Genomic DNA, 12,525 nt, shown 5'->3' with positions numbered 1-12,525 from the left:
AATGAATATTTTAGTCCCAGTTGTTGTTTTTTGAAACTGCCAGTTTTCCCCCACCAGTAAAAAATAAAGCAAGAGCACCAAAGAAATACAATCCTAAAAGCTCAAGCGCCCAGCCTCCGTGTTCTCCTAATTTGAATATATCTGCACTATGCGCCATTAATACGGCAACTAAACAATTGAATGCATAAATAAGTGCTGCAAGCCTTGTTCTAAAACCAATTAAAATGGCAATTGGAGCCAAAATTTCACCAACTAAAACACCATAAGCAAAGAATCCCGGAAGCCCTTTTTCTACAAGCATACCGCTTATAAATTCCAACCCTCCGCCAAATTTTGCAAAACCGTGCAAAAGCATTAAAAATCCAATTGTAATACGAAGTATTAACAAACCTAAATCATTGTTTTTTCTCATTTTTTAATATTTAAATTTAGTAAAACAAATCAGTATTTCATACAAAACAATGCTGACGTATGATAGCTGCTAAAGGTAAAAATAGTAAAAAATATAATTACTAAAAGATTAAAAAAATCATTCTTTTGAGTTTTACAACTTATGATTTAGTAATTGGATATCTAGTATTTGTTAAAAAAATAACTCCCTAAACATTTTCAGCACAGCACAGGACAGATGCAGGATTCAATTTCTATATTTTTGAGAACAACCAAATTAACATTTAACAACCCAAACACATTAATCATAAAAATAAAATAAAATATTTGTTAAAATTTTAATTCTTCACTCAGTATTCATACAATTATCCTCATACCTATTGTTTTTCAAAATGAAGGAGGTTAAAAATTAACGAAAGCTTTATAAAATATATCAGAAACCCCTCCTATGGTATCAAAAAGAAATAATGTAACTATAAACCTGAAAATGGATTCCGGCTCTCCTAAATTTATACAGGTAGCCGATTTTCTCGCCACAGAAATTGTGAATGGTAAAATGAAGACCGGCCAGCAAATGCCATCAATAAATGAATTGAGTACCCAAAATTCGATTTCGCGGGACACTGCAGAAAAAGCTTACAAAATATTAAGGGATCAGAAATTAATAGTTTCCGTGATGGGATCCGGAAATTTTGTTTCCTATACCGGCTCAAAAGCAAAGTTTGATGTTTTTTTTCTTATCAATAAACCATGTACCTATAAAATGGAGGCTTACAATGCTTTTGTTGATACAATTGGAAATAAAGGGCATGTCAATATGTATATCTATTATTGTGATGAGCAGCTTTTTATTAATGCTTTGAAAAAAAACATTAATAATTATAACTATTTTATAATTATGCCTCATTTCAGAACCAGCAAAAAAACTCATATTAATTATACAAACAGAGTTCTAAAAGCTATTGAAACCATTCCGAAAGATAAACTTTTGATACTAGACAATTCTTATTCTGAAATTTCAGGGAATTTTACAGCAGTTTATCAGGATTTTAAAGAGGATATAATGTATGCGCTGACAAAAGCTTTCGCAAAATTAAAAAAATACAAAAAGATCATTTTGGTGTTTTCAACCCAAACCTTATTTCCAATTCCGGTTGGTTTATTACATGGTTTTAAGGAATTCTGTCAAAATAATTCCCTTGCCTTTGAAATCATAGAAGAAGTAAATAATGATCTGAAATTTGAATCAAAAGAAGCTTATATCGTTATTGATGATAATGATTTGGTGCAGCTTGTTCAGCAGATAAAAGAAAAAAAACTCCAAATTGGTACTGATGTAGGTGTCATTTCTTATAATGAAACCCCACTCAAGGCGCTTCTTGACATTAGTGTTCTAAGCAGCGATTTTAAAGCCATGGGACAAAAGGCTGCAGAATTGGTACTGAGCAATAAAAAAGAGTTTTTCAAAAATCCGTTTGGATATATTGAACGCAGTTCTCTATAAAAAATGGCGCCTGAGAGCGCCATTTTTATTGAAATTATTATTTCTTATCTATCTTATAAAGTCTACCCTGATCGGTTACAGCATACAAAGCACCGTCATTGCCCTGAGTAATATCTCTAAATCGCTGACCTTCGCCAGCTAAAAGCCTTTCTTCTCCCACAACACGGTTATTTACTATTGCAAGACGTGCTATATGTTGACCACTTAATGCCCCTATAAATAAATTATTTTTCCATTCCGGCACACGGTCACCCTTATAAAAAGTCATACCGCTTGGTGATATAACAGGATCCCAGTAATACACCGGTTGTTCCATGCCTTCTTTTTTCTGGATAGCATCTCCAATTGCCTCTCCTCCGTATTCTATACCATAAGTTATGACTGGCCATCCGTAATTTGAACCTGCTTTTAATCGATTAATTTCATCTCCCCCGCGCGGTCCATGTTCGCTTAGCCAAATTTCACCTGTAGTCGGGTGAAGTGCCAACCCTTGCGGATTTCTATGCCCGATAGTATACAATTCTGCTAAAGCTCCTGTCTGACTAAAAACAGGATTGCCTGCTGCTGGCAGTCCGTCTTTGGTTATTCTGACCACTTTTCCTAAACCGGCAGAAACCGACTGTGCCAACGGTCTGGTTGCTAACACTGAACGTTCTCCTGTACTAACGATAAGATTTCCGGTTTTATCAAAAAGAATACGGCCTCCATAATGAAGCGTACTTGCATTTGCCGGATTTGCTCGATAAATTACAGTCGCTCCTTCGATTGTTTTTTCGTCATTTGATAACTTTCCTTTCGCAACTGCTGTTAGGTTTCCGCCTGTTCCTGCTTCAGCAAACACCCAATAAATCATCCTATTGGATGTAAAATCAGGATCAAGACACAAACCCAATAAACCTCCCTGATTTGCCGAATTTACCGCTGGTAAACCTGTAATTGCGGCACTTACTTCACCTGTTAATTTAACAATGCGTAAGTTTCCTGTTGTTTTCTCGGTAACTAAAAGTCTGTCATCCGGAAGGCTTTTGACCCCCCAGGGACTAGTCAATGCTGAAGTTATGATCTTTGCCTCATAACTTGTATTGGTCTGTAGTCCGCCTATTCGTGTTTGTCCCTCAAACGCAGGAGTATAAGTTGTATTGGCTGAATTATTTTCAACAGGATTTGTCGGTGTTCCCGGATCGTTTGTGTTTTTATCATCGTTCGAGCAGCTGAATAATGTAAAAGCTGCCATTGAAAGACTCAGAATGTAATTTATATTTCTCATCGTATTTGGGATTTATTTTATTTGTAATAGTTTTCAAAAATCTAAAATTAATTCTATAAAAAATTATACAATTTACCATATTACTTATATAATTTAAAGCGATACTTTAATAAAACATCTTTTACAACTTTTCTTAAAATCTATATATTTGGAGATTAATAAAACTTAGGAAACATTGAAAAAAAGTTAATTATGAATAAAACTTATTTATTAGGTTTAATATATTTTTTAATAAGCAGTTGTAATTCTAAAAATGATATTAATGAAGAAATGATAAATTCTATCTACAAGATTAATATTCAGAATAGGGCTTCAGGTTTTTTGGGAGGAATTGAGGAAATCAATATTACAGATAAAAAAGAAATAAACTTTATATGCAAAGGATTATTAGATTTAAAACAAGAAAATATTTTACAAACAAGACCTTTCGAAGGCACAATTTTAATAAATTTCATAAAAAAAGACAGATATAATCGTGATGAATCGATTAACAATTTTACGACAAGAATTATATTGAAACCTAATAATGAATATTTTATAACTTTTTCAAGAGGACAATATATATCTCATTCTTTTTTGGACCGTATTATTAAATATCTCCAAATTGATAAAAACAGGATAAACTTACTAAACGCTAATAAAATTAAAAAATAGTTCATTTGTAGAAAAAACAAAATTCATATTAAAATGAAACATAAAGAAATTTTAAAATTATTGTTATTTTCAATAACAACGGCAGCTGTAATACGATATATTACTATAAATCTTATTTGGGAAAGCATAAAAAGTACAGAAAATAATTTTCATAACAACATAATTAACATAACTACGTATCAGCAAGAGATAGCCGAAAAATTTTATTTGGAACTAGCGGTTATGTTTGGTTTGCCATACGTTACAGCAATAGTATTTTATTTTTTTGCCAAAATAAATCTAATTCCAAAATATAATTTTTTAATATTTATATTGATATTTACAATTTTACATTTTTTGTTGTACTTTATAATAAGTTACCTCTGTAGTTTTTTAAGATAAATCCTCCGGTGAATACCTCCCTAAATTAGAAAACAGTGTTTACAGTTATAGTAAAAAACAATGAAAGTCATTCCAAACGGAATGGCTTTCATTGTTTTAAGTTTCTCTATATTTTCTTTTAAATGCCTGAAAAATTAATATTAAATCACAAACGCTATAAATCACAACACCAAAAAATAATTTTCATAACAAAAAAACAGCCTTTCATAACATATTATTATTGTTATACATAATAGATTTTTAATTTTAAACTGCTATAATAAAACCAACCAACCCCAAAAAACGATTACTAAAATGCCTGAAAAAAAATCAATATTGATAGGATGTGATGATACCTTCGTTTTAACCCAGGTATTAAATGTATTGTCAACAATGTCTGATTTTACTTTTTCTACGGTTACTGTTTCGAGAGCTATCGATTTATATAATACCGCAAAATCACTGGCACCGGACTTAATTATTTTAGGCTTCAAAAGAAATCAGCCTGTTATAAACAACAGTACTTTCAATTCCAGCAAAATAGATATTCCTATTTTATGTTTAACTCAAAGCTATGAATGCGAATCGTCATGCTGGTCAAAAAACTGTATTATTTTTACACATCCATATAAGCTTATTAATAATGTTGATTTTTTAATCTACAGGATCAAATCTATATTTGTCTTAAAAAAAACAGAAACTACAAATAAAGCAAGTTCAACATTTGCAGAAGCAGCCTTACAAAAAAATGATTTTAATCATACCAGAGAATTAAGTCATTATGTAATGGAACTTGATCAAAAAGTAGAAGTACTTCAAAATATTAAAAAACGTATTTCGTTCCTGTACCCAAATGTTGATGATACTATCAGAAGAGAATTAATGTCTATCGCAAATTCTATTAAAACGGCTGCCAATGACAATAAACTCTGGGACGATTTTAAAATTTATTTTGAACAGTCAGATCCTGAATTTTTATTGGCCCTTGCCAAAAAACATCCTTCCCTTAGTCCTAAAGATTTAAAGTATTGCTGCTACATTAAAATGAATATGAGTAATAATGATATTACCAATCTGCTCGGTATTAATCAGGAAAGCGTACGAACTCATAAATACCGCTTAAAAAAGAAATTGACACTTGAAAAAAAACAGGATATCATTTCGTATTTAAGAAGCGTCTCTTAAAATCACTTCATCTTTCGATATAAAAAATCTTAATTGATTCATTTACAACCTATAAATGAATCAATTTTTATTTTATAACAAACTAACAGCATACCCTAAATAAAACTAAAAACCTAAAATCATCTTTCATAAATCGTATTAAAACTGACCATATATAATGAATAAATCCTTTCTTTTTACTAAAAAATATTCCTGTCTACATTTTGTCTATACAACATCAGAAATTTTAAACAATGTATACGAAAAGTACATTCTGAAAATCTTACACAAATTCAATTCTAAAGTAATTTTACCACTGCCATTGACAATCTCTTTTCTGAATAATTTAAATCATATTAAAATGATCAATCAATCACTTCAATTTACGAATAAATTACTGGGACAGTTTTTAAAAAACCGTTTTGGACTGGACGAAGATAAAATCGTCCTGAATTATATTGTAGATGTGAATGGTACATTTCCTAAAGTGAATCAGAATAAAGTGGTTTTGTCTTTAATTAATGTGGAGAAAGAAACCAATCAGCCATTTTATATAAAAAACAAGCAGCTCGAAAATGGAAATTATTCCAGTTTTAACCCTGTCGAAAGATACAATCTGGACATCCTGATCAGCAGTAATTTTGACGATTATAATGAATCTCTAAAATTTCTCGATGCCATTATTTATTTTTTTCAGATTAATAATTATCTGGATGCTTCCAGCTCTTCTTCTATTCCGGAAGGCTTGTCAAAACTGGAATTTGAATACGAAAAGATTTCGTACCATCAGATGCATAGTTTGTGGACCGCAATGGGAGCAAAATACCAGCCATCAATAATTTATAAAATGAAACTTATAAAAGTTCAGGCCAATGAAACAATCGCGATTATACCAGCTGTAACCAATACCAATAATGCTCTGACAACATGATACAAAGCAATTACATAAAAATATTTACGACAGCTGTGTATCATACTTATTTTGATAACACCAAGTGCAATTGCCTGCATTTTATTGCTAATCATAAAACCGAAAAAATACTGAAGAAATTTGGTTTTAAAATCAATACTATTTACAACGGTTTTGATTTGTTCAGTACTACATCATCACTGTCAAATTTATTCGATTATATTTCGAAAACTACTACACAGAATTACTTTGAATTTGACATTAAATGCAGTAATCCAAATTTCATTCTTTTTACAGCATTACCTATCAACTGGCTCGGCGAAATTATATTTGACAGCCAGGATGATAAAAATCAGAATAACAATGGTATTACAATGCTCAACCCAACATTAGAAACAAAATCAATGGCTCCGTTTTTTGGCAGTTTAAAAATTTATTTTGCTGATATTCTAAAAAATCAAACCACTACTCCCTTACAGTTTGAAATAAAATTTAAAGCCAGAGCGACACAATGGCAATACTATTTTATTAATAAAAATGCAGTTCCGTTAAACAATCCGGCGATTACTGAAAAAGAAAATATTCAATTTAATGGTCCGCAGCAGGTTACTCTTCAAACAGGAGAAAAAGCGCTCCTTTTTACATCAAACACTACTAATATTCTGCTTAGTGAAAAACCGAAGTACAAATTTGATTTAATTAATAAAAATACATCAAATGGATCCGGTCAAAGCAATTTAAACGGAAAAGTAATCATTAAAGGGCTACCTGTTCCTGATGTTTCACAAATTAAAATAGTTAAAAACAGTAAGACAAATCAAATAGCATCACCAATGTATATCTATCTATAAAAAACAAATTAAAATGAACATTAAAAATTAAAAATCAATGAATTTATCTACCATCCAAACCCCTGGTGTGTATATTCAGGAATTAAATGCCTTTCCAAATTCAGTAGTAGCAGTTGCTACGGCTGTACCGGCATTTATTGGATACACGCCACAAGCTTCTTACGAAGGTAAATCGTATACGAATGTACCAGTAAGAATCACATCGTTCTCTGATTTTCAGGCATTTTTTTGTTTACCGGATCCTGCGAGTCCAGCAAGCCCTGCTAAACAATATAGCCCTGAATATTATTTAGTACAACAAAAAAGTCAACCGGCAAAGGGAGACTATATGTTGATCAACGGATCTTACTACTCTATAGTTCCTGATCCTAATACAGTCTATTATTTGTACAACAGCGTGAAGCTTTTTTATGAGAATGGCGGTGGCGATGCGTATATTGTATCTGTGGGTACTTATGGACCCGGATCACAAAAGCCAATGACTCCGGGTACTCCGATTGTGAATCCGAATGTACAGTTAAGCGACTTATCTAACGGTCTTGCTTTATTACTAAACGAACCGGAACCAACGATGTACATTTGTCCTGAAGCTACTTTGTTAAATCTTGCAGACAATGGTACTCTTATGCAATCAATGCTTCTTCAGGCTACAAAAATGCAAACGGCCATGTGTTTATTTGATATTATCGGAGGTGATGATCCTGATCCTATTTTGTATACTCAGGACATTACCAATTTCAGGAATAACACGGGTGCTCAGGGCCTAAATTATGGTATGGCCTATTATCCATTTATTGGAACTACCATAATGCAGAATTCGGATATTGATTATACCAATTTATTTGGTGGTGATACAAAACAACTTGCATCCATTCTTAATCCGCCAAGTGCACCTAACCCTGCCGTTGCTACGATCATTGCCAACATTCAAAATCCTGATAGTGGTTTAAGTGTTACTCAGAACAACAATGCTCTTTTGATTGCGAGCCCAATTTACTCGTTAATCATAAAACACGTACTGACTGATGCTAATATTCTGCCTCCAAGCGGTGCTATGGCTGGGGTTATTACTACCACTGACAATGCTGTTGGCCCTTGGCAAGCACCTGCAAATACTTCTATTGTTGGAGCATCTTCATTACCAATCAGTATTTCTGAAAGTCAGCAGGCAAATTTAAATGTTGATGCCGTTTCAGGAAAATCTATCAATGCAATCAGAATGTTTAATGGATTGGGTATTTTAATTTGGGGTTCAAGAACCTTAGACGGAAATAGCCAGGACTGGCGATATATTCCGGTAAGAAGAACCATGATTTTTCTTGAACAGTCTTGTAAACTCGCAGCTCAGGCTTATGTGTTTCAGCCAAATGACAAAAATACCTGGGAAGCCGTAATTTCTATGATCAGCAGTTTTCTTAATTCGATCTGGAAACAAGGCGGTCTGCAAGGTGCGAGTGCATCAGATGCTTATTCTGTTGCCTGTGGATTGGGTTCTACAATGACAGCAGATGATCTTTTGAATGGTTTTATGAATGTAACTGTAAAAGTAGCAGTAGTTCATCCTGCAGAATTTATCGTATTGACATTTCAACAGCAAATGGCAACTTCTAGTTAATCAAAGAAATACTCTAGTAAATCAAAGAAATTTTTAATTTAAAATAAAATATTATGCCACCACCAGATGACGGAAGCGTACAAGGCGCAACATGGCCAATGCCAAAGTTTAGGTTCGAAGTAGACCTTGGAACCGAATTGACAAAAGTAGCTTTTCAGGAAGTTACAGGAATGGATGTCGAAAATCAAATTATAGAATATCGTAAAAGTAACAGCCCTCTTTTTTCTGTAGAAAAAATGCCGGGAATTACCAAATACGGAAATGTTACCATGAAGCGTGGCATTTTTGTAAACGATAATACTTTTTGGGACTGGCATCAGCAAATCGTGATGAATACGATTAAAAGAAGAACCGTTTTGATCAAATTATTAGACGAAAAAGGCGATGTAACCATGCAATGGACATTAAATAATGCCTGGCCCACCAAAATTACCAGCACCGATTTAAAATCTGATGGAAATGAGGTTGCAGTAGACACTATCGAAATTGCACATGAGCAGCTCATCATCAAAAATGGTGGCAAATAATGGATTATCCGGTTAGCTTCTATTTTACACTTTCATTTTCAGGTGTAGATGCAGCTTTCAAAGAGGTATCAGGAATTTCGAAAGAATTAAGTGTTGAAGAAATTGTTTGCGGAGGCGAGAATCGTTTTAAATACCGCCTCCCAACTGTTTCTAACAGCCAAAACTTAGTTCTTAAAAGAGCCGTAGTACCCGTGGGATCTCAATTGGTAAACTGGTGTGCAAACTCTATTGATCAGGGATTATCAAATACGATTCAGCCCCACAATGTGATTTTGAGTTTGCTTAATGCCACCGGTATTGTATGTATGCAATGGACTTTTAATAATGCTTATCCTGTAAAATATGCTATTTCTGACTTAAACTCGCAGGAAAGCGGTATTGCAATAGAATCTATTGAACTCGCCTATACCTATTTTGATATTTCTTCAGACACAAAATTTGATAACCTTTTTACTTAATAATTATGCCAATAGAAATAAGAGAACTCATTATCAAGACAGAAATCGTAAGCAGCAATACGAGAAATTCTTCTATAGTGAAAGAAAAAGAATTATCTGTTTTAAGAAAACAGGTATTGGAAGAATGCAAAAGGCTGATTGCAGAAAAAAATCAGGAGAATAGCTATAAACGTTAAAAATAAAAAAATGGCAAGTCTGGAATTAATGAAAATAACAGGATATACTGATGAAGAATTTCAAAATAAATTCTCAGCAAGCCCGTATGCCTTTATGATTAATCCTGATACCATTAAAATACAAAAGAGCATTGAATATAATGAACAGCAGGCTCCTGCAACAAGCTCTGCATCTCAAAAATATAAAAGTACTCCCAGCGATAAACTAAGTTTCGAAATCATAATAGACTGTACAGGTATTGTAGATGCAAAACGCATTGATATGGCACAGGAAATAGAGGCGTTGGAAACTATTATTTATACGTATAACGGTAAAATTCACCGTCCTAATTTCGTAAAAGTACAATGGGGTCAGAATATTACTTTTAATGGGGTTCTGGATTCTATAGATATTTCATACACTCTGTTTAAACCAGACGGAAGTCCTTTGAGAGCAAAAATATCTTTGGCATTCAGTCAATATATTTCTCCCAAATCAGTAACAATGATTGATGCTCCTCAGTCACCGGACTTAACGCATATTGTCAATGTAACAGAGGGAATGTCATTACCTCAGTTGTGTTTACAAACTTGGGATGATGACTCACTCTATATACAAGTGGCGCAATTCAACAACCTGAACAAATTCAGAAATCTCAAAGGGATCGATAAATTAATATTTCCTCCTGTAAATCCATCTTAATCATGAGTGCTTCAAACGAAATAGCAAGTGGGGGAATCGCAACATTCTCAGTCAAAGTCAACGGCAATACAATTCCAGATGAACTTAGTGTGCTTTCTGTTCACATCGAAAAAAAAGTAAATCGGATCGCTATTGCAAAAATTATGATTCTGGACGGAGAAGCCAATACCGGAACTTTTGATGCAAGTTCGTCTTCTACTTTTGTTCCGGGTGCAAGTGTAAGTATAGAGGCCGGATATGATAATAAAAACACCGTTATTTTTTCGGGTTTAATTATGGGGCAATCTATTCGTATTAATGATTTGGTTGGATCAGCCTTGGAAATAGAATGCAGGGATGCTGCAATAAAAATGATTGTAGGCAGAAAAAGCCTGACGTATTCTAATCAAAAAGACAGTGATATCATTTCATCCATTATTGGAACCTATGGATTATCATCGGATGTAACGGCTACCACTACTCAGTGGCCTGAACAGGTACAATATTATGTAACCGACTGGGATTATATTTTGGCTCTTGCCGAAGCGAACGGATTAATTGTGACAACGATAAACGGAAAAGTTTCTGTCAATACGCCCGATAGCAATACAACATCTGTACTGACTGTAACTTACGGAAATACTCTTTTGGAATTTAATGCTAAATTAAATGCCACGACACAATTAGGAAATGTTACTTCTAATAGCTGGGATTACAAAAATCAGGTACTCGTAAAAGGTGAAGCAACTCCAAATGTAGCCGGATCCGGAAATTTATCATCAAAAAAATTATCCGAAGTTATTGGACTCTCTGCTTTTCAATTGCAAACTTCAGCACCTTTAGAAACTGCTGATTTAACGAATTGGTCAAAAGCACAAATTGTTAAAAGTGAATATTCTAAAATAATTGGAGAGGCTAAATTTCAGGGAACGAACTTAATTGATCCGGGAAAATATATGACTTTTGATGGTGTTGGCGATCGGTTTAATGGTGATTATATTATTTCGGGAGTTGTTCATGATTTGTCACAAGGAAATTGGGTTTCTCATGCTTCACTTGGACTTTCGCCTTTTTGGTTTACCGAAGAACCAGATGTTATGTCTCCTCCCGCATCCGGTCTTTTGCCCGGAGCAAGGGGTTTATTTAACGCTACCGTTAAAAAAATGTATGATGATCCCGATTCTCAATATCGAATTTTAGTAGATGTTCCATTATTTGACACGAATGGCACAGGAATCTGGGCCAGACTTTCTAACTTTTATTCTACCAGTGGAGCGGGAGCGTTTTTTTTACCCGAAGTTGGTGATGAAGTTATCCTTGGTTTTTTAAACGAAGATCCCCGTTATCCTGTGATTTTGGGAAGTTTGTACAGCGGAACCAAAAATAAACCTTTTACGGACTTAGCGCCTAATGAAAAAAATTCAATAAAAGCTATTGTTTCCAAATCCGGAATTTCAATAGAATTTGATGATGAAAATAAAATATGGACTGTTGCTACGCCTAATAAAAATACCATCATTATCAGCGATAAAGACAAAAAAATCACAATTCAGGATGAAAATCAGAATAGTGTTATCATGTCTGGCAGTGGTATCGATCTGTCAAGCCAAAAAAGCATTTCTATTTCGGCTCAGGAAAATGTGACCATCAAAGGAACCCAGGGCGTTTCAATTCAGTCTAGTGGAGGTGATGTTGCCACCAAAGGAATGAATATTAAGGATTCTGCAGATATGCAGTATACTGCTCAGGGCGGACAAACAGCTCAGGTTTCCGGAGGAATGGAATTAACGCTGAAAGGCGCCATGGTAATGATTAATTAGTTGATGGTTAGTGGCTTTTAGTTGGTGGTTGGCTGTTGTTAATCTGTTTGGTACAATTAATTTTATATAGGGAATTATACCTAGCACTACGAAGTATTTTTAAAACTAATTACATCAAAGACTTTAAAAGTTGAAGAATAATCGAGTTCAGCTTATTAACAACCTAAA

The 12,525-nt window shown here is 33.6% G+C and carries 13 protein-coding genes; 11 read left to right on the top strand and 2 right to left on the bottom strand.

Going from position 1 to position 12,525, the window contains the following annotated elements:
- Window positions 1-10: 10 nt before the first annotated feature.
- Window positions 11-412: a DoxX family protein gene (locus JE46_RS11825; protein WP_031455495.1), complete on the bottom strand. Its 402-nt coding sequence runs from the start codon at window positions 410-412 to the stop codon at window positions 11-13.
- A 426-nt stretch (window positions 413-838) separates the two neighbouring features.
- On the opposite strand from JE46_RS11825, the gene JE46_RS11820 reads away from it, so the two are divergent.
- On the top strand, window positions 839-1,894 hold the full coding sequence (locus JE46_RS11820; protein WP_031455494.1) for a GntR family transcriptional regulator: 1,056 nt from the start codon (window positions 839-841) through the stop codon (window positions 1,892-1,894).
- A 37-nt stretch (window positions 1,895-1,931) separates the two neighbouring features.
- On the opposite strand, the gene JE46_RS11815 is transcribed toward JE46_RS11820, so the two are convergent.
- Window positions 1,932-3,161, bottom strand: a complete 1,230-nt coding sequence (locus tag JE46_RS11815; RefSeq protein WP_031455493.1) for a PQQ-dependent sugar dehydrogenase — start codon at window positions 3,159-3,161, stop codon at window positions 1,932-1,934.
- A 192-nt stretch (window positions 3,162-3,353) separates the two neighbouring features.
- Between JE46_RS11815 and JE46_RS11810 the strand changes: the two genes are divergently transcribed.
- The 10 genes from JE46_RS11810 to vgrG all read left to right on the top strand — a co-directional run bounded on the left by JE46_RS11810 (window position 3,354) and on the right by vgrG (window position 12,357).
- A complete protein-coding gene (locus JE46_RS11810) occupies window positions 3,354-3,815 on the top strand; it encodes a hypothetical protein (RefSeq protein WP_031455492.1) in 462 nt (153 codons plus the stop codon).
- A gap of 675 nt (window positions 3,816-4,490) precedes the next feature.
- Complete coding sequence (locus JE46_RS11800) at window positions 4,491-5,360, top strand: helix-turn-helix transcriptional regulator (protein ID WP_031455490.1); 870 nt, start codon at window positions 4,491-4,493, stop codon at window positions 5,358-5,360.
- Window positions 5,361-5,700: 340 nt separating this feature from the next.
- The gene (locus JE46_RS11795) at window positions 5,701-6,270 is read left to right on the top strand and encodes a DUF4255 domain-containing protein (RefSeq protein WP_031455489.1); all 570 of its coding nucleotides are present in this window, start codon (window positions 5,701-5,703) and stop codon (window positions 6,268-6,270) included.
- Complete coding sequence (locus JE46_RS11790; RefSeq protein ID WP_031455488.1) at window positions 6,267-7,100, top strand: hypothetical protein; 834 nt, start codon at window positions 6,267-6,269, stop codon at window positions 7,098-7,100. Before JE46_RS11795 ends, JE46_RS11790 begins: the two co-directional genes overlap by 4 nt.
- 37 nt (window positions 7,101-7,137) lie before the next feature.
- The gene (locus tag JE46_RS11785; protein ID WP_031455487.1) at window positions 7,138-8,715 is read left to right on the top strand and encodes a phage tail sheath family protein; all 1,578 of its coding nucleotides are present in this window, start codon (window positions 7,138-7,140) and stop codon (window positions 8,713-8,715) included.
- 53 nt (window positions 8,716-8,768) lie between these two features.
- Window positions 8,769-9,242 carry a phage tail protein gene (locus JE46_RS11780; protein WP_031455486.1) on the top strand — a complete coding sequence of 158 codons (474 nt, stop codon included), beginning with the start codon at window positions 8,769-8,771 and terminating at the stop codon, window positions 9,240-9,242.
- Window positions 9,242-9,700, top strand: coding sequence for a phage tail protein (locus JE46_RS11775; RefSeq protein WP_031455485.1), 459 nt, complete (start codon window positions 9,242-9,244; stop codon window positions 9,698-9,700). Before JE46_RS11780 ends, JE46_RS11775 begins: the two co-directional genes overlap by 1 nt.
- A 5-nt stretch (window positions 9,701-9,705) precedes the next feature.
- On the top strand, window positions 9,706-9,876 hold the full coding sequence (locus JE46_RS24035; protein ID WP_157505913.1) for a DUF5908 family protein: 171 nt from the start codon (window positions 9,706-9,708) through the stop codon (window positions 9,874-9,876).
- Between the two features lie 10 nt (window positions 9,877-9,886).
- Window positions 9,887-10,558, top strand: coding sequence for a CIS tube protein (locus tag JE46_RS11770; RefSeq protein ID WP_031455484.1), 672 nt, complete (start codon window positions 9,887-9,889; stop codon window positions 10,556-10,558).
- A gap of 2 nt (window positions 10,559-10,560) precedes the next feature.
- Complete coding sequence (vgrG, locus tag JE46_RS11765) at window positions 10,561-12,357, top strand: type VI secretion system tip protein VgrG (protein WP_031455483.1); 1,797 nt, start codon at window positions 10,561-10,563, stop codon at window positions 12,355-12,357.
- The last annotated feature ends 168 nt before the right edge of the window (window positions 12,358-12,525 follow it).

It is taken from the genome of Flavobacterium chungangense LMG 26729 (genome assembly GCF_000735715.2).
GTDB lineage: Bacteria > Bacteroidota > Bacteroidia > Flavobacteriales > Flavobacteriaceae > Flavobacterium > Flavobacterium chungangense.
This window is presented reverse-complemented; position numbering and strand designations above follow the sequence as displayed.